Annotated in this window: 21 protein-coding genes and 2 pseudogenes; 8 read left to right on the top strand and 15 right to left on the bottom strand. The window is 39.1% G+C overall.

The features are described from left to right. Nucleotides 1–105 precede the first annotated feature (105 nt). From KQI21_RS15845 to KQI21_RS15805, 9 genes are all read right to left on the bottom strand, one after another. Complete coding sequence (locus KQI21_RS15845) at nt 106–726, bottom strand: 4Fe-4S single cluster domain-containing protein (RefSeq protein WP_216485197.1); 621 nt, start codon at nt 724–726, stop codon at nt 106–108. Beyond that, the gene (locus KQI21_RS15840) at nt 726–1,421 is read right to left on the bottom strand and encodes a helix-hairpin-helix domain-containing protein (RefSeq protein ID WP_216485196.1); all 696 of its coding nucleotides are present in this window, start codon (nt 1,419–1,421) and stop codon (nt 726–728) included. Before KQI21_RS15840 ends, KQI21_RS15845 begins: the two co-directional genes overlap by 1 nt. Nucleotides 1,422–1,424: 3 nt before the next feature. Further along, nucleotides 1,425–1,640: a DUF2997 domain-containing protein gene (locus KQI21_RS15835; protein ID WP_253291589.1), complete on the bottom strand. Its 216-nt coding sequence runs from the start codon at nt 1,638–1,640 to the stop codon at nt 1,425–1,427. A gap of 22 nt (nt 1,641–1,662) precedes the next feature. Further along, nucleotides 1,663–2,100 carry a hypothetical protein gene (locus KQI21_RS15830; RefSeq protein WP_216485195.1) on the bottom strand — a complete coding sequence of 146 codons (438 nt, stop codon included), beginning with the start codon at nt 2,098–2,100 and terminating at the stop codon, nt 1,663–1,665. A 26-nt stretch (nt 2,101–2,126) separates the two neighbouring features. Continuing rightward, nucleotides 2,127–3,770, bottom strand: coding sequence for a Ycf46 family AAA ATPase (locus tag KQI21_RS15825; protein WP_216485194.1), 1,644 nt, complete (start codon nt 3,768–3,770; stop codon nt 2,127–2,129). Between the two features lie 2,007 nt (nt 3,771–5,777). Next, nucleotides 5,778–7,751, bottom strand: a complete 1,974-nt coding sequence (locus KQI21_RS15820) for a bacteriocin-associated integral membrane family protein (protein ID WP_216485193.1) — start codon at nt 7,749–7,751, stop codon at nt 5,778–5,780. Between the two features lie 317 nt (nt 7,752–8,068). Then, nucleotides 8,069–8,425, bottom strand: a complete 357-nt coding sequence (locus tag KQI21_RS15815; protein ID WP_216485192.1) for a hypothetical protein — start codon at nt 8,423–8,425, stop codon at nt 8,069–8,071. Then, nucleotides 8,422–9,117: an ABC transporter ATP-binding protein gene (locus KQI21_RS15810; protein ID WP_216485191.1), complete on the bottom strand. Its 696-nt coding sequence runs from the start codon at nt 9,115–9,117 to the stop codon at nt 8,422–8,424. Before KQI21_RS15810 ends, KQI21_RS15815 begins: the two co-directional genes overlap by 4 nt. A gap of 1,817 nt (nt 9,118–10,934) precedes the next feature. Beyond that, nucleotides 10,935–11,312, bottom strand: coding sequence for a lactococcin 972 family bacteriocin (locus KQI21_RS15805; protein WP_216485190.1), 378 nt, complete (start codon nt 11,310–11,312; stop codon nt 10,935–10,937). Between the two features lie 1,051 nt (nt 11,313–12,363). Between KQI21_RS15805 and KQI21_RS17000 the strand changes: the two genes are divergently transcribed. After that, a complete protein-coding gene (locus KQI21_RS17000; protein WP_216485189.1) occupies nt 12,364–12,618 on the top strand; it encodes a recombinase family protein in 255 nt (84 codons plus the stop codon). Nucleotides 12,619–12,952: 334 nt separating this feature from the next. On the opposite strand, the gene rlmH is transcribed toward KQI21_RS17000, so the two are convergent. Both rlmH and KQI21_RS15790 read right to left on the bottom strand, forming a co-directional pair. Next, nucleotides 12,953–13,432 (bottom strand): 23S rRNA (pseudouridine(1915)-N(3))-methyltransferase RlmH, encoded by a 480-nt coding sequence (gene rlmH / locus KQI21_RS15795; RefSeq protein ID WP_216485188.1) that lies wholly within the window; start codon nt 13,430–13,432, stop codon nt 12,953–12,955. A gap of 224 nt (nt 13,433–13,656) precedes the next feature. Then, complete coding sequence (locus KQI21_RS15790) at nt 13,657–14,004, bottom strand: hypothetical protein (RefSeq protein WP_216485187.1); 348 nt, start codon at nt 14,002–14,004, stop codon at nt 13,657–13,659. Nucleotides 14,005–14,151: 147 nt separating this feature from the next. On the opposite strand from KQI21_RS15790, the gene KQI21_RS15785 reads away from it, so the two are divergent. From KQI21_RS15785 to guaC, 4 genes and pseudogenes are all read left to right on the top strand, one after another. Further along, nucleotides 14,152–14,694: a PadR family transcriptional regulator gene (locus KQI21_RS15785; RefSeq protein WP_216485186.1), complete on the top strand. Its 543-nt coding sequence runs from the start codon at nt 14,152–14,154 to the stop codon at nt 14,692–14,694. A 371-nt stretch (nt 14,695–15,065) separates the two neighbouring features. Then, a pseudogene (locus KQI21_RS15780) lies at nt 15,066–15,553 on the top strand (DUF4188 domain-containing protein). Nucleotides 15,554–15,746: 193 nt separating this feature from the next. Then, nucleotides 15,747–16,522 (top strand): annotated as a pseudogene (locus KQI21_RS15775) (SDR family oxidoreductase). A 246-nt stretch (nt 16,523–16,768) separates the two neighbouring features. Beyond that, nucleotides 16,769–17,755: a GMP reductase gene (guaC, locus tag KQI21_RS15770; protein WP_216485185.1), complete on the top strand. Its 987-nt coding sequence runs from the start codon at nt 16,769–16,771 to the stop codon at nt 17,753–17,755. 593 nt (nt 17,756–18,348) lie between these two features. Here the strand turns inward: guaC and KQI21_RS16570 are convergent. Beyond that, entirely contained in the window at nt 18,349–18,612 is a 264-nt protein-coding gene (locus KQI21_RS16570) for a hypothetical protein (protein ID WP_309245569.1), read from the bottom strand. 540 nt (nt 18,613–19,152) lie between these two features. On the opposite strand from KQI21_RS16570, the gene metA reads away from it, so the two are divergent. Then, nucleotides 19,153–20,061: a homoserine O-acetyltransferase MetA gene (gene metA, locus KQI21_RS15760; RefSeq protein ID WP_216485184.1), complete on the top strand. Its 909-nt coding sequence runs from the start codon at nt 19,153–19,155 to the stop codon at nt 20,059–20,061. Nucleotides 20,062–20,601: 540 nt separating this feature from the next. Here metA and KQI21_RS16995 read toward each other — a convergent pair. After that, entirely contained in the window at nt 20,602–20,937 is a 336-nt protein-coding gene (locus KQI21_RS16995) for a hypothetical protein (protein ID WP_373687688.1), read from the bottom strand. 756 nt (nt 20,938–21,693) lie between these two features. Here KQI21_RS16995 and KQI21_RS15750 point away from each other — a divergent pair. After that, the gene (locus KQI21_RS15750; RefSeq protein ID WP_216485183.1) at nt 21,694–22,296 is read left to right on the top strand and encodes a DedA family protein; all 603 of its coding nucleotides are present in this window, start codon (nt 21,694–21,696) and stop codon (nt 22,294–22,296) included. Between the two features lie 175 nt (nt 22,297–22,471). On the opposite strand, the gene KQI21_RS15745 is transcribed toward KQI21_RS15750, so the two are convergent. Further along, nucleotides 22,472–23,251, bottom strand: coding sequence for a phosphatidylserine decarboxylase (locus KQI21_RS15745; RefSeq protein WP_216485182.1), 780 nt, complete (start codon nt 23,249–23,251; stop codon nt 22,472–22,474). A 447-nt stretch (nt 23,252–23,698) separates the two neighbouring features. Between KQI21_RS15745 and pssA the strand changes: the two genes are divergently transcribed. Next, a complete protein-coding gene (gene pssA / locus KQI21_RS15740) occupies nt 23,699–24,367 on the top strand; it encodes a CDP-diacylglycerol--serine O-phosphatidyltransferase (protein ID WP_216485181.1) in 669 nt (222 codons plus the stop codon). A gap of 431 nt (nt 24,368–24,798) precedes the next feature. Here pssA and KQI21_RS15735 read toward each other — a convergent pair whose 3' ends face one another. Next, complete coding sequence (locus KQI21_RS15735; protein WP_216485212.1) at nt 24,799–25,524, bottom strand: AAA family ATPase; 726 nt, start codon at nt 25,522–25,524, stop codon at nt 24,799–24,801. Between the last annotated feature and the right edge of the window lie 92 nt (nt 25,525–25,616).

Genomic DNA, 25,616 nt, shown 5'->3' with positions numbered 1-25,616 from the left:
AAAAGCTGCCTCAAAAGAAAATGCAGCTAGACACCCCCCCCATTTATCACAGAAAATATGAACAAATAACTGCGGATGAATGCCGCACCCTTTTGGGCAACCTCTTTATATCCTTTTAATTTTTTTAAACTCACTCACATCAAAGAGTTCATTTAATGTTTCCTGCGTTGCCATGCCGTTGACTGAAACAAGTCCATTTTTTGAGATTCGAATTTCGATTTTATTACCCATACCAACAAGCTCGTTTTCCAAGTACTTGTAAGCAGACGTTAAAAAGTGAAACCGCTGGTTGAAAGAACCAACCCATGGTCGACTTAAATCAAGCTTCTCTTTTTCGAACGGCCCATCTATCAATAAGTCTGTGTATGCAAGCAAATCACAAGCTTTTGTTCTATTCTTCAACTCCTCATACAGATAACCGGAAAATGTCATGACTGTCAAACCTACTTTCTTTACCATTGCAGCAAGCTTTCCAAGAGCCTCCGCCTGGTCAAAAGGTTCGCCACCAAGAAATGTTACACCTTCTATATCATTCTCTTTCCTGCTTTTTTCAATTTCCCTAAAAAGCTCTTCAACCGTGACTGTTTTTCCATTCTGCTTTGACCATGTCCAGGGCACTCCGCAACCTTCACAGCGAATAGAACACCCCTGTACCCAAAGGCAAAATCTTCTTCCCGGACCTTCAACAGTTGTACAAGGCAAATAACGATGAATAACGAGTTTCATTAGAAGTCCACAATTCTCCCCTCTGATTTTTTTAAAGAGCTTGTTGCCGGCTTTTCAGGAAAAACAAGAAAAGGTCTCATCTTCTCCGCCAAATGTGGTTTAATGGAGAGAGTCTGTACAAAATGTTCAAACGACGTAAAACCGTCTTCCCTTTTTCTTACTTCAATTACTTTTTTAGCGAACAAAGCACCAATTCCCGGAACTTCTGCGACTTCATCTTCAGAAGCAGTATTAATATCAATCATTTTAACCGTATCTTTCGGCTTTTCCTTAACTTCTTGTTGAACAGGCGCTACTTTGGAAGCAGCTTCGACAGTGCCTCCATACTCTCGCCTTATCTGTTCCCTTAGCGATTGAATTTCCCTTTGACCGCTTGCTATCTTGACTTCCAATCTTAGTAAATACTCCTTCCTTATCTTAAATACATGAACGATCGAAACAATCCAACCCAGCAGAAAAACAGAAAACGCTACATCTGTCATCCAATGTTTTTCCGGATAAATTTCTGTGATAATTGTCCACGTGATAAATATCAATGAATATACTAGAGCAGCGAATAACCATTTCCTCTGTTTCACTCGAAAGGAAATATAATAAAAAGAAATATAATTAAAGAAGCCTAAGGTCAGGATGGCCCAAAGCATCCAAATAGAGTTCCTCAACTCCCATCCTTTGCCCTTGCTGGTAATGGCCATTTACTAATCCCCTTCCTTTAAAAACTGTTTATTTTGGCGAAACGACTGTATCTCCGTTTGATAATATTCTTCCGTATAATTAGAATCCACTGTTTTAGCATCAAGCAGTTGTTCAAGCAATTCGATATACTCCAAACAATCTTGTCCCTTAATACCCATCGTTTTGGCAAAAATCTGGCAGTCATCTGTAATTTTAATTTTTATTTTTTTATCAATCAAATTTTCTCACCTGCTAATAACTTTAATTTACATGAAAAGTTAATAAAATAGAACGATCCTGCTGAATTTCTTCCGATTCCAATTTCAAACCTTTTTCCTCAGCCCGTTGCACCAGCTTCTGGTACGTTTCTTGCTGAATTAAATACTTATATTCTGCATGCAGGTTTTCAATAAATTCCAATGCATGTTCCTTTTCTACACTTTCATCAAATAACGCTTCAAACATTCCCCTGTCATTTTGTTGAAAAAAGATTTTAATATCTCCTAATTTTGTTTGACAATTTTGTTCATTGAGCTCATAAACGCTACAGCCATATTGTGCCAATGCTTTTTGTAGCAAGTGCCGTCTCTTCATGACGGTTTGGATGCTATATGTATGTCCGCTTTTTTTCTCCATTAACGAGCCCGCTGCATGTGTCAGCGCAATTCCTATTGGAATCAGTACTAGTTCAATACTCAATGTTCATTTACCACCTTTCAACAAAATTAAAAGTCGATCGTCCTTCCACCGCGTGATGCCATAATATCACTGATGCCTTCTGCCTCAACACTTTCTGAATATTCCTCTCGGTCTTCACGTGGGGTTGCAGCTACGGCTCTAACATTGGCCCAATCACGTATTCCCTTAATTTGTTCAGCTTGGGTCACTGACAGCGGGATAAACTGTTTGCATATCTTTTCGAAATCAAGAAGTGTAACACTTCTTTCTTCGTAAAATGCTTCAAACAATCCATTTATAACTACTTGTTCAATCTCAGCCCCGACAAATCCTTCTGTCAATCCAGCAAGATGATGTAAATTGTTATTATTTATTTGAAAGTCTCTGGCAACGTTCGGATCCTTTAATCTTTTCTTTAAATGCACTCTGAAAATTTCTACTCGCTCCCGATGTGTCGGCAAGTCAACAAAAAATATTTCATCAAATCTTCCTTTTCGAAGCAATTCCGTAGGCAGACCAGAAATGTTATTAGCTGTCGCGATGACGAAAACCGGTTTTTCCTTTTCCTGCATCCAAGTTAAGAATTGACCAAAGATACGGCTAGCTGTCCCACCGTCACCAGATGAATTCATTCCGCTAAATCCTTTTTCAATTTCATCAATCCATAAAATGGAAGGAGCAATGGCTTCTGCCGTTTGAATCGCTTTTCTCATATTCTCTTCACTACTTCCCACTATTCCGCTAAAAACTTTTCCAATGTCTAGGCGCAGTAAAGGAAGTTGCCACATTGCGCTGATCGCCTTGCTGATCAAGCTTTTTCCACATCCAGGTACCCCTGTTATGAGCACACCTTTTGGAGCTGGTAAACCATATTTTTGGGCAGACTCCAACCAGGACTTGTTCCTTTTACGCAGCCATCGTTTTAAATTTTCTAATCCGCCAATATCATCCATATTCAAACCGCTATTGACAAATTCAAGTATCTTCGTCTTTTTGATGATTTGTTCCTTTTCTTCTAAAATGACTTCTACATCATGAATAGAAAGTCGTCCATCTTCTACCATTGCCCGTGCAAAAGCATTTTCTGCTTCAGACAACGTAAGTCCCTGTGCTGCTTTTACAAGTTTTTCTTTTTCCTCTTCCGTCAGTTTAATTTCAATTCGTCCAGTTTGCTTATTAACTTGAATGAGGTCATCCAAAATTTGCTTGATTTCGTTAAAACTGGGCAAGTCAAAATCAACGATAGTAATATCTTTCTCGAGATCATGCGGAAGTCTTAATATGGGAGAAAGAAATACAACGTTTTTGGGATTAGGGCTGCGTTTCAAACTCAGGCTAATATCCCTTAATTTACGAATAATCTGGTGGTCTGGAGTACGTCCTTCATCTCCAAAATAAATATGGAAATCATGCAGCACAAAAATAGCCGGTTCTTGATAATTTTCAACGAATTCCAAAGCTTTAAGCGCCGATTTTGTATCTCCTTTTACTTTTACACCCGCTTCTTCGATCCCAGTAGTAATTTTCCACGTAATAACTTTTCTTGACGTTTTAATTAATTCCTGATTAGATGCAATCGAGTATATGAGTGAAAGCACCCTTTCTTCTTCCCATGTAGATATGTAAAGAAAAGGAAAACGTGCTTTAAACAGATTGGCCATTAACTGCTCCCGAACTTGTTTTTTCTCCATTTTTTTATCACCCTGTTATTCTATAAAACTCTTTTTACATTTTATTATACTAGAACTTCTAAGGAATGACTATGAATGCGGAAATTTATTAAGGGACATTTATGAAAATTTGTTGTACATTAATACATGATTTCCAAATATTCCTGAATCTGTGACTAAAAGATGCGCTGCTGCCATTATTTTTTGAATTTGGTTCTGAAAGCAGACAAATAATAAGCAAGCTGGTTCATTTGTTTTCTGTATATCAACTCTTCTCGTATCGTATTTTTCATCTTCTTAGTTAAATATAACAGTGCCACCTTTTTTAGGCTTTGACTTTTTACAGAAGGTCGTTAACTGAACCCTTAATCCGTAATAAAACTTCCATAAGCCAAATCAGGTGAGCTTTGAATTGATTTGTTCTTCATCGGGTTCATTCGTTAATTTTTTTATCGCCAAATAAGCCTGCTGTTAATCGGACTATCCACTGGGTCTTTTGAACTATTAAATTACTGTTCTATGTGGAAAAAGAAGCATATAAACGTTTAAAAGCAGGGAAGGGAGGGCTGTGATTTCCGAACTTCAAGTACAACCTCCTGGAATGCCATACCATTTTCGTTGCCAATGTAATTAGATTTTGAATGACGGTTTCACTCGTCGTCTAAAAACCTTTTTCTTCAACGGTTGTCATCCGACTTCAAGGTTTCTTGTCAATCAGACGAAGTAAGTTATACGTCAAACATCCTAAGTGGAGAATCAAGTCATTCGTTTTAAACTTACCGGATGGAGTCGCTCTAAATCAAGGTCGGTTTTCAACTCGCTATGGAGTTGTTCGCTCGTCCCATGATTGTGGTACAACCTGAACACCTCTTCTGGATCAACGTTAATGTCGTCCAATAACTTTCAAATTGAATGTCTGGGATAAGAAGGACCTGACCATCTGCATGGATAGTAGCTCAGGCGACCTTGTACACTTGACGAACTTTTTTATCCATTCCTTTTGGAGTAACTTCGACAGAACCATAAAACACGCGTTTTCCTTCTCGAGCCGGAATCGAGGTGCCTTGTTGTTCCACAATCGCTAACCAAGTTTATACACGCTCACGTGAGGATTCCGTTTGATGATAAAATCCGTTTCCCGATCGAGACAAACGGCTAAATTGTCAACACTGTCATTCGAAAACGATGGAGTAGTCTTTCTACCGGGAGTTTTCAGCTTAGAAAAGCGTTAAGAAAGTTTTGTTTTAGAAAGTAATAGCCCAATCAACCCTAAATCGGAGTGAGTCGAAAGGGTATCATCAGAGTTTTCGAGAATAAATTTCAAATCGACGCCTACCGGGTGAATAAGATTTCAGCACGATTTGGCTGATATTCTTAATATAACAGGTAGTTGGGGTTAAGTTCAGGTAATTCTTTGTCACGGATTCAGGTGAACTCTTAAGCTATATCTTTTATTTTCCTATGTATCCAATACATCTGTTTAAATTCAGTAGTATGACCATTCTTGACATAAAATTACTCCCTCCAAGTAGCAGATTTTATATTTTAGCTGTCTACTTAGAAGGGAGCATATCATCATGATTCAAGTAATTTTGATTTCTTCTGGTCTTTTTTAGTTTTTCATAATATATGCTACTTTGAATTCATAAACTTTGAAAAAACAACCATACATTGCGTTATATTCACTATTTCGTCCATGACTTAAGGAAAATAAGTCCTAAATATAAGAGTACAATAAACTCTAAATAAAGAATATTATCCATGATACCGTAATTCTGAAATATGAACACTTCGTGATCACGCCAAAACCGACGCCGTGCCGTAAGTGCCGTACCTTGTGTTCATCGATCAAGATGCATCCATGATGCACTAAAAGCAAGCCTCAAGCAGTGCAGTGTGATCTTCCCACATCCGCTCGGGACCAAGGACGGTCATGATCCCGATCATATAACAAACCTCAAGCACGGGCCGCCCACCAATTGCTACAGAAACGCCCTGGGCTTCAAGCAACCGTCTGCACCTTTCCAATCAAATTCGACGCCTACTAACGCCATTGAAACACCAACGCGCAGCAAACAAATGGCTCAGTGGCACAACAAGCAACCCATACGCCGCGGCCATGAGTACGGCCCCCAACGCATCAGGCTTTTGGAAGAAGACTACGACGCCCACAAGACCGACCCCAACAAGTAATTCCTTCGCCACTCGGCTCTGGAGGATCCGCGCCCATGACCGGCCTTCTACCCGCAGCGGGAAGTCACGCTTCGCCTGCAGCAGTGCAGTGATCAACGCACTGATCGCAGCAGCGACAGTGAAAGCAACAACCAATGCAATCAGCGCAAGATTCTGCAACCATACAATGTACGCTGCGAACTGCGCGAGGAGAATCCCCTCTTCGGCAATGTAGGCAACTTTCAATTCGCCTTTGAGTCCGCGATCGCGTAGCGCCTGTACGTCGAGGCCATGCCGCTCTAACAATTGCTGCGTAGCAGTCACACCGGTGAACACTATGTTGCTACCCGAGGCCATGGATGTCAAGGCAGAATCGTTAAAGGTGTCGTAAAGCGAAGGCACGACGACGACTAGGACATCGTCCGCAAAGTGAAGCCTTTCGCCCCCTCCTCCTTGAGCCACCGGCAATCGGAACCCGTCGACCGGCCTCAAGAACTGGAACTGTGCGAACAGTTCCTTGGAAAGCTCTCCCCTCGACAAGAGTTCAGCCTCTTCTCGAACCATTCGTGTAACGTCTTCTGGAATGCTATGATAAGGTACCGATGTGACAGCAGGCTGTGGTACACCCGTGGTCACCAGATCAAGCCAACGCTGATTCACGTAGGAAATGGCCGAGTACTCCCCCAAATCGGCCGGCATTGTCATTTCTTGAGTGTAAGTGTAGGAAAGAGCGACCGTATCAAGCGATTCCGCATCCTTCACCAGCTTGCCAATCATCGGCTCCATGTGGTCCATCTCGTCAACGTCGGTTGCGAACACTATGGCGACCTGATCTGCAAGTTGCTTCCACTGCGCCATTTCAGCAGCCATAGCGGATGAGTGTTTGTATGCGGACCAAGCAGGCCCAGCCGCAGCCACAACTAGGAGGAACGTTAGCGCCTGGATTACGATCGCCGCCGAACGCAGGCTCTTTACCGCCGGTTGTCTCGTGGCGAGCATGGTAGCGCTAGGCCAAGCAGAGGCTGACATGACAAGCGCAGCGAGCAGGGATACAGTGATAACGGCGACCTGCAGACTGACCAGCGCCTTGAGGTAGGTACCGACGTACATCCAGCCATGAAACATACCCACATAAACCGTTGTAGCCAGCGCTACGGCGGCCGCTGAAATCAGCAGCACACCCCCAAACCCGGCCAGGTCCTGCACCTGGATCCGTACGGTCGGGCATCCGCCCAGAACTCGAAGGGCACGCCCCCGCGCTCTCAGCGACAACCAGAACAGTGCCAGCGCCACGATCAGCGCAAACGCCGAAAGAACGGCAGCAGCAAATCCTCTTTCTTGAATCACGAATCCAAGACTGTCGAAAATTGACGCATCCCCGCGACCAACCTCCACGCCTGCACTTTTCAGCGTGTCCTCGAACTCGCCCAAGTGAGCTTTTTCGCCGGTCACGAGATAGAACCCATCGGGATAGGAGGTAGCAAGTCGATCCTTACCAACGATCTTTCCTACACCTTCACCGCCGAACCAAGTAAATTCGGCAGGCAGATTTCCATCGTTAAGTGCAACGAAGATCTGGTCATCACCGTCGCTGGCAAGATCCGGCGCAACCTTGACCAGACCAAGATCCCAGCGCGCATCGAGCTCCTCCAGCTTCGCAAACGCTTCAGTAATGGAAAAATCCGATTCGCTAAAGTTGAGACTAAACCTGCTTTCGACACCAATAGCCTGCGGAAAGTCTCGATCATATAGGTCGGTGATGATCGCTGCCAGCAGGGCAAGCAGAGCAAACAATGCACCCGCGACAGCCACTATGATACGCTTATACACAAGCGGGTCCTCCAAGAACTATCCGAACTCTCCCATACTAAGCCGCAGCGACCGCAATCGGTATCGCCGTCCGGCGTAATCGCCTCGATTAGCAGGTAATGTTTTTTCATTTATTTCATTCCTCCTCATTCAATCAACTAAATATTTTTACTCTTCAATCAATTCATCATCACCCACCTATTCGCCAAAAGCGCCATGTTGTACAGCCGACCAGCGCCTCATACTTGGCGTAGGTGGTCGCGCCAGGATCGGCTTGACGATATCGGTGAGCCAACATTGCACACAAGTGGCAGACAAGGGTTGTGCGGAAATCCACGTTAGCGTTTCACCAGATGCACCGGAACCCCAAACCCGTCACGGCGGCTGAGCAGGTCGGCGATGGCGTCACGCTCGGATTTCGAACCATAGCTCACCATGACTAGCCCTCGGTTCTGATCATCGGGACACGGTTTTCCCACTTCGACCGTAATGTTATCATCCAGTGCTTTGATCTCCTCGGCGAGACCTTGGTGACTAGCAAGCGCTTCAGTGACCTCCGCTACGGTCGGTAGCTGGTCGCACGGCGGGTGCGTGTCCTTTGATACTGGGATCCAGCCGTTTAGGAGCGCAACTGCTCCCACTACCAGCAGTAAGCCAACAACGATACCGATAATGATCTTAGTGGATGATTTCATGAGGACCCTCCTAGGCTAGCGGGATCGCTGGTTGACGGGTGGTGTGACAAACTGTTGGAACCGACCTCATGCCGGGCGCCACACGCGTTGATCATCTCGGAGTCGTGCGTCGACACTATGACCGTGCGACCGCGCGCGGCGAAGTCCGCAAACAGATCAATGACCTTTCGCCGATTGGCTGCGTCGAGCGAAGCGGTGGGCTCATCAGCGAACAGAATCGTAGCGTCTTTGTAGATGGCACGAGCCAGCGCGAGTCGCTGCTTCTCTCCCCCACTCAGGTGGCTGGCCAGCTCACCTTCTCGACCCTGAAGACCTGTCTGCTCGAGCACCTGCGCCAACCGTTCTTGGTTTCCCGTGACGCTTCGTCCCAGGAGGCTCGTCTGCATGGTCACATTGAAGGCAACCGACTCCTCATCCATGATGCCGTAATCCTGAAGTATGAACGCTGCATGATCACGCCAGAACCGACGCCGTGCCGCAGTGCCGTACCTTGTGACATCCTTATCGTCGATCAAGATGCGCCCCTGATCCACTGGGAGCAACAACCCGAGGCAGTGCAAGAGTGTGGTTTTTCCACATCCGCTCGGACCAACGAGGGCTGTCATGATCCCGGGCGTACAACGAACGGTCTCACTGTCAAGCACGAGCCGCCCACCAATTGCTACTGAAACGTCCCGGGCTTCAATCAACATCTGCACCTCCGTCAAATTCGACGTCTACTGAGGACATCACCAACGTAGTAAACGTCGTTTTGATCGTTAGAGTCAAGGGTTTCCACTTTTTTCTATAAAAAAGGTTTTTCATCTATTCATCCTCCTCATTTATTTTGTCATTATTTTTACTCTTCAAGCTAATTTGTCGCCGCCCACTTACCATGTCGGTGCGGGAGCGGTTTTTTCTTGCCCTTGTTGGCGGTGCTGTGGCATCCTATTCCTTCTTTGCCAACGGATCAATTTCTTTTTATAACTACAAGCTAATATCCTTACCCCATTCATTTGTATACTATAAGGCCTGTTAACAAACGCAAGACCTATAGGAGCACAAGGAATTTGTGTTGTCCAGATTTTGATATCTTGCTCCTCCCATATTTACTTATCTATTATTATACAAACAAACTGAATTGGAAAAAGGTTCACGGATTCTTAATTTTTGCAGGGGAATTTTAACATAGATTCGGCAAATAGAATGATCACATGCCATGCCGATTAGTTCCGATTTCTTGCTGTTTTTTACACAGTACCGGACAGTTTTTGCTCTCTTGTGAAGCCTAAATTCGGAAAACACAAGATGTTTACATCAGTTGCTAAATTTTACCTTAATTATCTGTATTTTAAACATAAAGCATCATCCCTCCAACTTGAAGTGAAAAATGGAGGATGTGTTCTACTCCTTAATTACCTACAGGCTTCTCGCTTATTTATATTTTTAAAACTGCATCCCTTAAGAAAATCTCTGCAAACTCCCTAATATTATTTTCCACTTAGCAAACAACCTTCTCCAACCACTTGTTGGCTACCATTTCGAATAGCTATCAAAGCTTTACTATTTAACGGTATTATATTACTGATGGTGCATCTTGTAAATTTCGTGAAATTATTCTCCAATAAAACTTCAGAAATGAAAGCCATTTCGGATTACCACATGAATTATTTCTTTTGTCATATCACAAAACATTCCTAGTTTTTTATGTACGAAGTAAGCTAAAATAAAAAAATTTTGTTTTTTGATCTGAAACTTTTCGCTTAACTTACAGTCCAATAGCCAAAAGCAACAATCTTTAAAAAAGAACTAATGGGTAAACATAACTAAAGTCGAAGCCCGGAAAATGCAAGCATTGAAACACATAACCAGAAATTTCCATCAAGACTAACTACAAACTAGATCTAGTAGAAGAACTCCTCATCAAAAAAAATGATCTTAAGTCATATTTTATTGCCTTTTTCATAGATATGCTCTATTTTTTGATATGGTGCCTTGGCAAGCCATGGAAAGATACCTACTTTTTTATTATGGATATATTACTATGAAGGAAATTTGATATATCATGTCACGAAAAAGCTCTTCAACAATCAGAACGCGAAAGCACCGGGCGATTAAAATGTGATGCACCCCCTTAAAGCGGGGATATTACCCCATGCTCTCAGAACTTAGAAGCTTTGTAAGCACTGGGATAAAAACTGCCAGCTTGTAAATATTCTGAATCTGGGAAAAAACATTCCCGCACCGACATGATAGGTGGACGGTAAGGCAAGCTAATTCAGCCTATGACATAATATGTTTTTATCTGGAAATTAATGCAAAGAATACAGATTTAACTCGCTCGACATTAATGACCCGCGGAAAGTCCCGATCATATTGCTCAAGTGATGATCGCTGCCAGCATCGTAAGCAGAGCAAATAACGCGCCTTCCGACAGCCATTATAATACGCTTATACAAAAGCGGGAACTCCAAGAACTATCTGGAACTCGCCATGCTCAACCCGGCAACCACAGCCGGTATCACCTGGATTAGTTGACGCGGTAGAAATAACGACCCTTCAGACCCGGCGAGTTTATGGTTCCGACATAGGCGTTAGAGTATTGCCCCGGAGCCGTATCTAAACTCCTGTTAGTCTTTTCCACTTTGCCGTCGATGAGCTTTTGTACCGTCGAGCCGTGGATCTTTGTCGGATGGTTATACTCGGAACGGAGTCCGGCGTTCACGAATCCGTACCTCCATGTTCCACCTTCCGCTGGGTACTGGTAGTGATAACCTGGATTCACCCAGGCTTGTCCAGGCACCACCGCGGCCCCTACCAAAGCGATGGCCATCGCCAACGCAGCTAACGTCACTTTGATCATTCGAGTCAAGGGTTTCCTCTTTTGCCTATACAAAATTTTTTTCATTTATTTCATTCCTCCTCATTTATCGGACTATTTTGTCAATATTTTTACTTTTCTATCTAAATTTGACACCGCCCACCTACCATGTCGATGCAGGAGGGGTTTTTCTTGCTCTTGTTAGCATTTACTAAATTTAGTATGATTGTAAAATTCAGTAAAGTAAAGAGCATTTTGACTTATTAAAAAAATAGAAAATTGGTTATTTTTTACTATTACTAATTCATTAAATTATTCGTGGAGTGCGCTTTGATGATATAAAAATTTGCAAGTTTACATTCACTCCGTCGCTTTTCCATAAACTTAATCGATGATCCTTAGCATTTGGTTTCCTGTATGTTCAACTGAAAAATCTTTAAGTTTAATAGGTTTGGAATATTCATTATAGTCGTCACTACTCATAATCTGGAAATTTGCACTACCATTTTTATATCTTTTACTTGCAACATCCCATTTCAATTCTTGATCGTCCGACAGAAAGTTAATTTATCAATAAATTCGGAAAGGTTAACATGAAAAAGGATACTGATCAAATCTTTAGTGAAACTCATAATATAGAAAATATGAGAATCATTTCGGTTCTCATTTATAAAGTTATTTCTAATATGCTGCTTTCTGAATAAAACGGGGAGCTTGTATAAGTATAGAAAAGAGATAAAAAAATTGGTTTATATATTGGAGTGCACCTAAGAGCTAGGATTCTCTCCGGAGGAGCAAAAGAACGAAGGTATTCAAACTGCTCATAAGCTCAATGGAGGTAACGTTGATTTAAGATTTTATGTTGATGAAGGAATCGGCGCAAAAATAACAAACGATAGACTTGAATTAAATCGTATGATGCACAATGTTAAAAAAGGAAACCGGATGCCATCATAAATTATAAGATATCAAGATGGAGTAGGAACCTTTCAGATTCATTTTCCTTGTGGAAGAAATCCACAAGGAAAATAATTTGTCTTCATAAAGGAAGGTGAATATGGAACACTTAAACAGTTCAATTTTTATCATCAATTGCTCAATATCAAAGAGAGGAACTTGTTGAAAACGTAAAACGGGAATGATACAAAGAGCCAAAGAAGGAAAATTCAATGGTGGTAGAGTTCTTAGGTATCAGAGTGAAGATAAAGAGCTAAAAGTCTTTCCCCTAGAAGTTAAAATAATTAAAATGATTTTTGACAAATATATCAATGGAAATTGGGGTACAAAGAAAATTGCTAATCATCTCAACAAAAATGGGAAACGAACGAAGATCAACAAAAAATTTTGCTCAATCAACTTTAAATTTAATTCTGAAAAACCCAGTATACAATAGTTATATACGACTTAAGTGGTTGACTGGGAGATAAAGAGAAGAAAAGGCACAAATCCAAATCAAATATTAGTTAAAGGAATTCACAAACCAATTATTGATGAAGAAACTTGAGATAAGGCTAATGCCCTAATAAAGCAACGATCAACTGGATCACCAAGACAGTACATTGGGAAAGTTCCATTGACATCTTTAGCAAAGTGTCTCGAATGTGGTTCGTATATGACAAGTATGTACGGCTCAAAGCGTAAAATGGAACTAAAGGATATTCAAATTTCTTTAATTGTACATATCCCCAGTCGCACTTCGGGAATTATATTCTAAAGAAAACCGTTACCTATTTATGGTACGGTTCTCCTCGATTAATCCGAAACGCCCTATACACCTGCTCTAACAGAATTAACCGCATCACCTGATGCGGAAAGGTCATTTTTGAAAATGATAAAGCTAAATCACTGCGATTTTGGACGTCTGCACTAATTCCAAGCGACCCGCCAATAACAAAGGCTATTTTGCTTTTTCCATAGGTTGCGAGCTCGTCCAATTTACTGGCAAACTGTTCTGAGGAGAGTATTTTACCGTTAATTTCTAACGTAATAACATATGTATCTGGTTGAATATGACTTAAAATACGTTCGCCTTCTTTTTGCTTAACATCTAACATTTGCGCTTCACTTAGGTTTTCTGGTGCTTTTTCATCCGCCACTTCAATGATCTTTACTTTTGCGTATGTGCTTAAGCGTTTTAAATATTCTTGTATGCCTTGCTTTAAGTACTTCTCTTTTAATTTTCCTACTGATACAATGGTGATTTTCATTATGCATAACGTCCTTCACAAATCTCGTTTTTTCTTAGTTTACCACAATCGTGCTCATGTTTTTAATCCAACTTTGAATCCTGCTTAATATGGATATAATAAACCACCATTACGTACTTGAGTCTCCAATGCATCTTTGGAGCAGAATAAACTAAGAACTCTTCCTGTTCTAAACACACCACTCCATACGCCTTTATACTTAAGTATTCGCCTACCTGACGCATTTACAAAGCAAATCCCACCACGATATACATAGCAAAGATAAAGACCACGCTACTTGCCACAAGAATTCGAGTTGTCGTTTTTGAGAGCCTCTTCACCTGTTTCCCTTTGTACCAACCGGAAAATTGAAACTTGTTTCGATAAAGAATAAAAATAATAATTGCAACGCCAATTGCTTGTAGTACTAGGAAATTCATCATATAGGAATGTTCTTCCGTTAACTGGGATATGGTTCTGTTTGTTACCATTTCTAACAAGTAATTACTTACAGCCCCAAACAGCAAATAAAGTAGCATAAAGATCAACAGTGCACGCAGCATTTCAAGCAGACCTGTAAATAATAAACGCATGTTACCCCTCCGTTCTTGCCTTTTTCTTACATTGTAACAAATGAATTACGTAAGTGGCTGTAAATTTTAGAAAATGTTTTTCTTTTTCGAATACTTCATGTATTATATATCTAAATGATATATATCATTTAGATAGGATGTTAAGATTTGAAAACATATAATCATACTACTTATGCACTGCTTGGAATTTTGACCTTAGAGTGTCGAACAGGTTATGAAATTAAGCAACTGATAGATCAGAGCCTGAATCATTTTTGGAAAATTAGCTATGGACAAATTTACCCTAATTTAAAAAAGTTAGTTGCTGAAGGTTTAGCAACAGTTACGACTACTTCACAAGAGGGAAAGCCAGATCGAAAGGAGTATTTTCTCACTACCAAAGGGAAACAGGTATTACAGAACTGGCTGGAAGAGCCATTGCAACAAATTACGGACCAGCGTAACAAAGTTCTTTTAAAGCTATTTTTTAGCCGGCATCAGCATACGAAGCAGACTTTATCGTTATTACGTAATTACAAAAGGGAGTTACAGAAAAAAATAGAAACCTACGAAGCTATTGAAGAAATGATAATAACTTGGAACACTCAAAGTCCTGACGCATCATATTGGCTGTATACTTTAGACTACGGAAAGCGAACAACTAGAGCTGCTATGGAATGGTGCGATGTTACGATGAAAAAAATAAAGTGAAACTTTCATCAATGGGGATTTCTTAATCTCCTACTTTACAGAATTAGACATTTGACTTAAAGTTAGATTCCTCTTCTTATCCTCCTGATTTTCACCTCGTAGGATTGAAGTAGGATGTCTTAATGCTAGTTACATGCAAGATAAAATTTTCATATGGAGATCAGTATTCTTAAAATGAGCTATATGAACACAAATATTTTATTTCAAGAACTTTATAGTGGAAATGACAGTTATATCAAAAGGATCATCCATCACTATAATTATTTGCAGTATTTACCAGAAGGGTTTTTGTTTTACCAGTAATCATGACAGTTGCCGGAAGAACCATCGAAATTCCACAAAGCTTATTGAAAAAAGAAAGGAAAGATCTTATGAAAAAACAGGTCTATTCTGGTCGTTATACAGTAGAAAATGAAGAAGAGATCGTTGTCTTTTTAATCGGCATGCGTATTAACCAAAGATTAGCCGTACATAAATGGCTTCCATCTTTTCAGCCATGCCGCAAATGATAAAAGAACTTTATACACATAAAGATACGTTAGGTTTTTTATCTATGGAAAGTTACTTTGGACTTCGTACAACGTTGATGGTGCAATATTGGCGGTCTACCGAAGATTTACTCGCCTATGTAAAAGGTAAACAACATTTAACAGCGTGGAAAACCTTTAACCAAAAAGCAAAAAATTCAGATGCTGTTGGCATCTATCACGAGACTTATATAATCCTTAAAGAAAATTATGAGGCTATCTATGCGAATATGCCTCTATACGGACTGGCAAAGGCAAACAAACATATTCCCGTCTCGGCAGAACGAACAACAGCTAAGCAGCGTTTAAAAATGAATAAAGCTATCCGATAACATGATATCGCGAAAGGAAGTATTTATAATAGCACTACACTAAAGCGCTTATTCATGTCAGCAAAGGAGAATCATTCATGGCAACCATCCTTTTAAATTAAATAATCATATAAATTTCATATTATAGGACGTGCAAACGCTTCTTAATATAAGCATCTCTTATATGTACGTTCCTTCAATAGGAGGATAAATCATGAAAAAATTAACTGGCAAGATTGCTATTGTAACTGGTACTAGTTATTCTAAAGGCATTGGGCTGCAACATGCTTAGCACTAGCAGAGGCAGGAGCAAATGTCTTTTTCACGCACTGGTCTCCCTTTGATGAGGGAGAGGGGAGATTAGAGAAAGGGTTTCCTGATAAGCTTTGCGAAATAATAAACAGTTTTGGAGTACGAACCGCTCATATGCAGATGGACTTAAGTTTAGAAACGTCTCCAAATACACTGTTAAATACAGTACAGGAAAAGCTAGGCACTGCAAATATTCTAGTGAATAATGCAACATATGAAGCACCAACGAATTTCCGTACGTTAACTCCAGAAACTCTGGACAGGCATTATAAAGTAAACAATCGTGGAACACTAGTGTTGTCGGTTGAATTTGCGAAAAGATATGAGCGGCAATTTCCTAACAAAAAAGATGGGCGGATTATCAATCTCGTTTCCAAAGGGCCTGACCCCAATAATTTAGCTTATATTGCTACCAAGGGAATGATCATTGCTGCAACAGAGCCATTATCGGTTGCTTTAGCGCCTATCGGAATTACCGTTAATTCTGTAGATCCAGGCCCAACTGATACTGGGTGGATGAACGAAGAAATACAAAATAACTTATTACCTCTATTTCCGTCTGGTCGTCTTGGACATCCTGAAGATGCTGCAAAACTTATTACCTTTCTAGCAAGTGATGAGTCCTATTGGATAACTGGTCAAACCATTCGATCAGAAGGCGGATTTTTAGGGAAATAACTATTAACACCAAAGGATCGCCTCGCTTGGCAATCCTTTTTTATCGTACTAGATTTTTAAAATTCCCTATAGAAATCTCTCCCCACAATTTTACCTTCTAAAATCCTCAACTATTTCGCATTTCCTTAACGTTTTTAACCCCTTCCAAATAAAACTTTGACTTCTTGTTCAAAATCGTGTACATTACTAATGTACGAACATTGCATAAAAATAATTTATTATTATTCGGATTTAGAGGTGTAAAGCATGGAAAATGTATTTGATTACGAAGATATTCAATTAATTCCTGCAAAATGTATTGTTAGCAGTCGTTCAGAATGTGATACAAGTGTCACCTTAGGTGGGAATACGTTTAAATTACCTGTCGTTCCTGCAAATATGCAAACAATCATTGATGAAAAAATTGCGATCATGTTAGCTGAAAATGGCTATTTTTATATTATGCATCGTTTTAAACCAGAAAAGCGTATCGACTTCATAAAAGATATGCGAAGTCGTGGACTCATTGCATCCATTAGCGTTGGTGTCAAGGAAGAAGAATATGCGTTTGTTAAACAGCTGGTAGAAGAAAAGCTGGTACCGGAATATATTACGATTGATGTTGCCCATGGGCATTCAGATTTGGTTATTAATATGATTAAGCATATTAAAAAATATTTATCAAAAAGTTTTCTTATTGCTGGAAACGTAGGAACTCCGGAAGCAGTAAGAGAACTGGAACATGCAGGTGCTGATGCAACCAAGGTCGGTATTGGACCAGGAAAGGTATGTATTACTAAAATTAAAACTGGCTTTGGTACAGGGGGCTGGCAATTGGCAGCACTTCGCTGGTGTGCAAAGGCAGCAAGTAAGCCAATTATTGCGGATGGTGGAATTCGTACCCATGGTGATATTGCCAAATCGATTCGTTTTGGGGCAACAATGGTAATGATCGGTTCTCTTTTTGCCGGACATGAAGAATCACCAGGTGAAACGATTAAAAGGGACGGAAAAATTTTAAAAGAATATTTTGGATCTGCTTCCGAATTTCAAAAAGGTGAAAGAAAAAATATTGAAGGTAAAAAAATGCTTGTAGAACATAAAGGTTCTTTAAAAGACACATTAAGGGAAATGGAACAGGATTTACAATCATCTATTTCCTACGCTGGTGGGAAAAAACTGGAAGCAATCCGCAATGTGGATTATGTCGTAGTAAAAAATTCCATCTTTAACGGCGATAAAATTATTTATTAATACGTGTTCAAAAAAGGTTGAAAGTCGGTTATAACCACAACGTCAGAACAATAGCTAGACGCTCGGTTCGTGACGTACAAACGGCAGATCTTCTGACGAGATAAAGTGATACTTCATTCCGTGGTACGCTTTTCCCAAGGAATGTTAGTACCGTAAGGGTATAACCTAAAGGTCTCTGAACCAATCGGGCATTTAGGTGCCGTTTCTCCCACTTTGACTTCTCCGTGCTCCTTTAATTCTTGAAGGGGGAGACTTACGGCACCTAAATACCTGTTTTAATACTGTCTATTTATACCCCTGTGCCAATTAATTTTCCTTTAGCCGCAATTCGTTCTTTTTCATCGATTGTACAAATAATTAATGTTATTTCCGCTTGCCCTTTTTTATCCTCTAAAACCTCTACTTCTGTTGGTTCGATTACCTCTGATATATTTACCTAGTATACAAAAGTCTGCTCTTTTGTATGTAATAACACTTCATCACCTTTAGCAACCTCTGAATCTCCGCGATACCTGCGAAATCCAGCTATCGTGAAATTATTTTTACCTGGTGTTTGATGCGGTTTAATTTGCGTTAATGCAAAACTTAAATTTTCATTCGTGATCTCTGTTAACACTTTTTGTTTTAAGTGGATTGATGGTTTCCAGTTCTAATACCCCTTCTAATTCTTCCTGAGAAAAAGGTAAATTATCAATAGATGATACATCTACATCTTCTCCATCAGCGTTGGCAATCAACGCTTTTTCCAAAGCTGTTACTTCCTTTTTGCTTTTCCATTCATAATAAAACGGAATGGAAATTAGAAAAAGCCCGATAAGTAAAAATAAAATCCCTAATTTATTTTGGTGTTTTTTCACATCGACTCTCCTTTACAGCTACTTTCCAATCTTTGTTAGTTCCTTTTTTCACTATTTACAACTTTCAATTCTTGTATATCTGTTTACCCTACATCTCAGGTGCGGTTGGCAGAACAACTTTGACAGCGACACATCGCGAGAATAAAAAGCGTTGCCTTGTTTAAAGAAGAGTAGGTATGAAAGTGATATATCGTGGTAGGATGAAGGTAAAGTCCTATTGCATGAGGATTAATCCGTGTTACTAAAAATATAATTTCCGTTGTTTTGATTAACATATTTTTATTAAGTTCGATTTCTCTACAATTCATTTTTAAGTAGTTTTCTAGATGCTTATTTTAAAGGATTAAGCTATACAAATTCTTACAAAAATGGTCTAATGATATTGCCTCTGTACAAACTTAAATTGTATTTCGCCCACAATTACTAAATATTACAAAAATTATACTATGTTCATATCATTTCCATTTTTCAAGCATAGTTATAGATATTCTTCATAACTTGCTATATAATAGTAAAAATAAGTAAATAAGGAGGGTACTAGTGCCAATTACTATTCCAAAGCAGTTGCCAGCACATGACATATTGGAAAAAGAAAATATTTTTATTATGGATACAGTTCGTGCTACAACACAAGATATTCGACCGTTAAATATCGTGATTGTTAATTTAATGCCGGAAAAAGAACGTACGGAAACTCAACTGTTACGGTTATTGGGAAATTCCCCCTTACAGGTTCTCGTGACGTTTTTGCATACCGCAACACATGATTCAAAAACGGTTAGCAAGTCACATTTGAAACAGTTTTATCATACGTTTGATGCCATTAAAGATAAACGGTATGACGGTATGATTATAACTGGTGCACCTGTGGAGTTGTTATCCTTTGAAGAAGTAAATTATTGGGAAGAGCTTAAAATGATTATGGAATGGTCTAAAACTCATGTCACCTCAAGCTTGCATATTTGCTGGGCTGCTCAAGCAGCGCTTTATTATCACTATGGAGTTGAGAAACATAAGCTTCCCGGTAAATGCTCAGGCATATTTACCCATAAGGTTTTTCATCCAACAGTGGAGCTTATTCGGGGCTTTGATGACGAGTTTTTAGCACCACATTCTCGCTATACCGGAACACCAATGAAAGCGATTCAGGATGATAATCGTTTAACATTGCTGGCTGCTACGAAAGAAAATGATCCGTTCATTATTATTTCAAATGATGAAAGGCATATTATGATAACTGGTCATTTAGAGTATGACAATGATACACTTGCTAAGGAATACCATCGTGATCGGAAAAAAGGGTTGAATCCAGCTATTCCTAAAAACTATTTCCCTAATGACAATTCAGAAGAAGTACCATTAAATCGCTGGCGCTCGCATGCACATCTATTATTCTCTAACTGGCTGAACTACTATGTATATCAAGAAACACCTTATGAATGGGAATAGAACTAGGGAATGATGACTTCAAGCTACTTGTTTTGTTTTGCGACTAGTATTTTCAATGAATACTGAGAACCGATGTTGACTTATCGAAGTTTGCTTATACGCTCGAGCGCTTAAGCTAGACGATGTACTTTCAAAAAAGATATCCACCATACAGAAACAGATAATTTCCTATATCAGAACAAAGGCTAAATCGCAATGTTCTTGAAAAATCACGACGTATTGCTATCGAAGTTTTTTCTACCCTTGAAAAAGAAAAACACTTTTTCTACGTGCCATGTGCTTAATCAGGATGTTCTCTATCCTGTCGATCGAAGAGGCATTTAGGTGCCGTTACCCTTCACTTCAACCTTTACGTAACTCTCTATAACTCTTGAAGTGGGAATCTTACCGCACCTAAATGCAGAACAAATATTTTTAAAAGATTAACTCCTACTTTATCTCACTATCAAATCCCTTGGCAGCATGGAAATTACTGCCAACAATGAAATTCGATACGCCATTTTTATAAGTCTTTTGAACATTCCCGTTTATAAAAAATTATTACCAGTAGTATGGTGGATAATAATATGGCGCTCCTAGTCCACCTACTAGTGATCCGGCTAACAGTCCGCCGGCTAACCCGCCAACAAATGGTCCAAAAAATGGTCCTGGTCCAAAAAATGGCCTTGGTCCAAAAAATGGCCTTGGTCCAAAGAATGGCCTTGGACCGAAGAATGGCCTTGGACCGAATATTGGTATGCGCCAGTCATCCCCTACATATTGCTCTTGATCAAAAGCTTGCAATTGGTGTCCATCTGTATAAAATTCTTGATCATACGGATAATAATGATTTTCCTGCACATTAGCCACTTGATTCCATTCATTCATCTCATTCATCAAAATTCCCTCATTTCTTTTTATGCTATGTAATCACTATATGCATTTGCCTATATAAGTTATTGGGCGTTTATACCAATAATATGTAAAATATTTTAAGGGAATTTTGTCACTGCCATATCCATCCTCTTATTTTCTAAGTTATGCACAACAGCACTTTAAAGCTTCTAAAATCCTACTTTATAACTAAATTTATAAATGGTCTAGCTTTAGAAGAAAAACAAAGAATTGAAAAGGGAATTAAATTACTTTTGGGAACGGTTAGTATCATTTTAGGATGCACCTTACAGCTCCAAATCCCTGAAACTAAAACTTTTTTCTACTCCTACATCGATTTCTTCTACAGCAACTACATTGAAAAGCACCCTTAGCGACGTGCAGTACAGATTGATCACTACATTAAAATCGTAATATATACAGAAAGCAAGTTGTCGATCTTCATCATTCAAGGAATTTCTCCAAAGAAAAGACGAATTATTCTTTTGGCATTACCGGTAAGATTACTGGTAAGGTAAATACATTTCTCCTAAAAGAGGATTTGTGCCACGTTTAAAACAGGGTTAATTAGTTATATCCTGTGTCTTTTATTAACATTGCCTATACACACTTAACCAACTTGACTTGAATTATCTAGCAAGTAATGTTTGTCGATGCTATAATTTGTAAAGGAGAGTGACCTACCCTTTATATAGCCTTTTAAAAAAGGTAGACATCTTGATAATTTACTTTATTTGCAAAAAGGAAAAGAGGATTAGCATGACAGATCTAGGGAGCCTTGTTGCACAATACGGCTACATTGGAATATTTATTGTTCTCGTCTTAGGTATTATTGGACTTCCCCTGCCTGATGAGATACTGCTCACATACATAGGCTACAGTGTGTATTTAGGCAGAATGTCACTAAAGTATTCCATTTTTATTGCTGTTTTAGGCTCTATCATTGGAATTTCTATTAGCTATTTGCTGGGGAAGAAGCTAGGAATTCCGTTTATTAAACGATTTGGCCCAAAATTACGTATCAAAGAGAAAAATATTATTTGGGCTCAAAATATGTATAAAAAATATGGGGGAATCTTTCTTCTAATTGGTTATTTTATCCCTGGAGTCAGACATATTACTGCCTATTTAGCCGGTATATCCAATTATCGTTATTCTTATTTTGCCATCTTTGCCTATTTAGGTGCTGTTATCTGGGCACCTGCGTTCATTATTTTAGGAATAATATTAGGAGATAACTGGGAACTTATTGAACGGATATTCTATCATGCTTCGAAAGCATTTTGGATTTTACTTTTTATCGTTCTCCTATTTATCTATATAATAAGATCAAAAAAGAAATCAAAAACGGATGCTAATTAAGAAATAAAGTAAAACTTCATTCAGTAGGATGTTTCTTCCATCTCCTACTGAATGTTAGTACCTAGAAGGGTGTGACCTAAAGGCCCTTGAACGTATCGGGCATTTAGGTGCCGTTTTCTCCCACTTAGACCCTTTTGTATCAACTTAGATCTTGAAGTGGGAGTCTTACGGCTCCTTACATGCGGGATAAAAGTCTTTCCCCATATTTTATTTCCTTTCCCACTGTCACACTTGTTGCGAATTGAAGGTTTTCATTTTCTATTAACAAAATGACTGTAGAACCGAATGAAAAATAAGCTAGCTCATCTCCTGGTTTTAGCTCTTTTGATTGATTAGTAAGGTAGATGCTATTCACATTTAATGCTCCAACTTTAACGACTGCAATATTTTGGAGCTCGCTCTCTATTTCTGTAACCGTACGACGGTTCGTTGATAGCGGTTTGTTGCCGTATTTTATTCCAAACGAATTGACAGGGTAGGATTTTCCACCTAGGGTCCAGCTGTTAGTAATCCTCCCTTTTACAGGACTATGAATTCTATGATAATGCCGAGGAGATAAATATAAAATGATATATTTACCTTTCTTGTAGTTTGCTGCTATCTCTTCGCTACCCAGCATTTCTTCTAAATATAGTTGTCGATTTTTCACCTTATATTTTTCCACTTCACTTACAGACCCAAAAGCACTGACTACACCATCAACTGGGCTAACGATTACATCCTTATGATTATCAATAGGTCTTATCCCCGGTTTTAGCTCTCTGGTAAATAAATGCTGAAGACTATGGTATTCAGACAACGATAATTTCATTTCTGCCTGGTTGATATTATATACTTTTACAAACAACGGAATGAAAATGCGACTCCATTTAGACGTTGTCGCACTTATAAGTAATCTGGACATGAAACGATTTCCAGTCAATTCTACAAATATCTTAAAAAGCCACTTAAGCAATGATTGAATCCTCCTATATAAAAAATTTCTGTGATACTCTTTTCTAAATATAGTATAATTGGCTTTAACACCTGAGTAAATGGTATGCTTATTATAAACTATTTACTTATAGAACTTGTTCAAAAAGCATGGTAAAAATGACATAGACAGTTTTGTCGGCTTGTTACTTATGGCACACTTGTTTTTCGTAATGTTGTTAGAGATGGCGATTCACCGGCAAAGTTTTACTCATGTATCCAAATGTATGTGTAAAAAGCATGCTGGAAACGTCTTTTTCAGTATGTTAGGACCATAACATTCGCTGCAAGTCAGCAATGAAGGGATTGGCTTGGATGAGAACGTATCAACAGGCAACTAAAGCCATATCAATTTGATTTTTTTCGTCCTTTTTATCCCCCTTTTTGTACACATACATATACTATAACAATAGATTTTCAGGGGGGCAAAATGAATATCAAAAAACAAATACCAAATATGTTTACATTAGGAAATTTATATTGCGGTTTTTTATCAATTGGTTATGCTGCTAACAACCAATATAAAAATGCAGCTGTCCTTGTTCTTATCGGGATGATGTTAGACAGTATGGATGGTCGAATTGCTAGAATGTTAAAAGTTGAAAGTTCTCTAGGGAAAGAGTTAGATTCTTTAGCTGATATTGTAACTTTTGGCATAGCTCCATGCTTCTTAGTATATTATACGGTATTCTCTAATAGTGGATCGCTTGGCTTTGCGGCCTCTGGATTATTCCCATTATTTGGGGCGTACCGATTAGCTAGATTCAATATTACATCAGATAATGATTCTATTAATCATTTTGTAGGTGTACCAATTACTGCTGCCGGGGGAATACTAGCGATATTAACCTTATTTAATGAACAAATTCCTAGTATTGTAACAACTTTTATTTTCACTGCACTATGCTTCTTAATGGTAAGTACAATCAAAATACCAAGCTGTAAACAAATCACCTTACCTAGATATGGCACCATTGTAACCATCTTCTTGGGGGGGGCATTGTTAGTTGGCAGATTTCCTTATTTACTCTATGTCGCAACACCTCTCTACCTTATATATGTGGCATATCGTTTTTTCAAAATCAAAGAAATCAGATAAAGGGAAACTTCTTAACCGTAGTGGCCTTCCTTTATCCACTACGGTTAAGATTTTAACAAAGTGCTATAATTGCAACATCTTTGAATTCTACAGCCTGCATATTGAGTTTTTTCAGCTTCATTTTTAGCTGTGAATATCTATTTTCTGTTTCAGTGAAACGATTACCATGCTGTTTTTTGGACTTTAGGTAGATGTAAGCAAACAACTAATATCCCCACCGCTTTGAACTAACTCTTGTCAAGTAGATAGATACTAAGTCTTTTAGCAGATGATGTGAAAACTGCCGTTTATTAGTCGTCTGGTTTCTTGTCCATACATCATAGGGTGATAAGGATAATTACTATGCGTCGATTTTCTCCAGTTTTTTACCGCCATTTAGTTTACTCATCGCTGCGATAGAAAGATGATTATGGACGAATGATGGAATAAGCCTACATCGATTCAAACAAATGATGAAGCATGCGATCTTTGTCTGTAAAAAATTGCTCCATTATTTTATAATGACTTGTTTTTTCCAATGTGGTTTCCTGCATGCCAGTTTCCGTCAACTCAAAAATAAGCGCATGTGGATATGTCATCAAAATAGGCGCATGGGTAGAGATAATAAACTGTGAACCTGCTTCTACAAGATCGTGAATTCTTCGCAGCATTGACATCTGCCTTAAAGGAGACAAGGCTGCTTCTGGTTCATCTAAAATGTATAGTCCATCTCCTTGGAATCGGTAGATAAATGCTGCCAAAAATGCTTCACCATGTGATTGCTTATGTAAAGATGTTCCGCCGAAGGAATCTATAATCCTCGGTCCTCCTAAACTAGATGCATCCATTTCTTCGATGTTTGTCGCAACATTATAAAATGATTCGGCACGAAAGAAAAAATAATCCTTAGGTTGATACGGGCTTTTGGCGATACGAACATACTGAGCCAATGGTGAATGGGAGTTATAACTAGAAAAATTGAAATTTCGTGTGCCGCCTTCCGGGTTAAAACCTAATGCTATAGCAATTGCTTCCAGCAATGTGGATTTTCCCATCCCATTTTCACCAATAATATAAGTAACATTTGGATGAAACGTCAATTCGGTAAAATTTTTAATAATTGGTAAGTTGAATGGAAACTGATTATTCGCCGGAATCTTATCCTTTTTTAATTGCATCCATTTTAAATATGCCGTATCAGCTGTTAATTTAGGCAACCTGCTCACCTCATCAGCATTGTTTTCCCTTATTTTAGCATGTTCATCATTCT

Source organism: Virgibacillus proomii (genome assembly GCF_018916875.1).
In the GTDB taxonomy this organism is placed as follows: domain Bacteria; phylum Bacillota; class Bacilli; order Bacillales; family Amphibacillaceae; genus Virgibacillus; species Virgibacillus proomii_B.
The sequence above is the reverse complement of the archived record's forward strand: the minus strand, read 5'-3'. Positions and strand labels throughout refer to the sequence as shown.

Excerpts from the sequence above, each read along its gene's own strand:
- KQI21_RS15805 (WP_216485190.1), bottom strand. The coding sequence starts at position 11,312 with ATGAAAAAAATTTTGTATAGGCAAAAGAGGAAACCCTTGACTCGAATG.
- guaC (WP_216485185.1), top strand. The coding sequence starts at position 16,769 with ATGGAAAATGTATTTGATTACGAAGATATTCAATTAATTCCTGCAAAA.
- KQI21_RS15825 (WP_216485194.1), bottom strand. The coding sequence starts at position 3,770 with ATGGAGAAAAAACAAGTTCGGGAGCAGTTAATGGCCAATCTGTTTAAA.
- KQI21_RS15845 (WP_216485197.1), bottom strand. The coding sequence starts at position 726 with ATGAAACTCGTTATTCATCGTTATTTGCCTTGTACAACTGTTGAAGGT.
- pssA (WP_216485181.1), top strand. The coding sequence starts at position 23,699 with ATGAATATCAAAAAACAAATACCAAATATGTTTACATTAGGAAATTTA.
- KQI21_RS15840 (WP_216485196.1), bottom strand. The coding sequence starts at position 1,421 with ATGGCCATTACCAGCAAGGGCAAAGGATGGGAGTTGAGGAACTCTATT.
- KQI21_RS15815 (WP_216485192.1), bottom strand. The coding sequence starts at position 8,425 with ATGAAATCATCCACTAAGATCATTATCGGTATCGTTGTTGGCTTACTG.
- KQI21_RS15810 (WP_216485191.1), bottom strand. The coding sequence starts at position 9,117 with ATGTTGATTGAAGCCCGGGACGTTTCAGTAGCAATTGGTGGGCGGCTC.
- KQI21_RS17000 (WP_216485189.1), top strand. The coding sequence starts at position 12,364 with ATGATACAAAGAGCCAAAGAAGGAAAATTCAATGGTGGTAGAGTTCTT.
- KQI21_RS15735 (WP_216485212.1), bottom strand. The coding sequence starts at position 25,524 with ATGCAATTAAAAAAGGATAAGATTCCGGCGAATAATCAGTTTCCATTC.
- KQI21_RS16995 (WP_373687688.1), bottom strand. The coding sequence starts at position 20,937 with ATGAATGAGATGAATGAATGGAATCAAGTGGCTAATGTGCAGGAAAAT.
- KQI21_RS15750 (WP_216485183.1), top strand. The coding sequence starts at position 21,694 with ATGACAGATCTAGGGAGCCTTGTTGCACAATACGGCTACATTGGAATA.
- rlmH (WP_216485188.1), bottom strand. The coding sequence starts at position 13,432 with ATGAAAATCACCATTGTATCAGTAGGAAAATTAAAAGAGAAGTACTTA.
- KQI21_RS15790 (WP_216485187.1), bottom strand. The coding sequence starts at position 14,004 with ATGCGTTTATTATTTACAGGTCTGCTTGAAATGCTGCGTGCACTGTTG.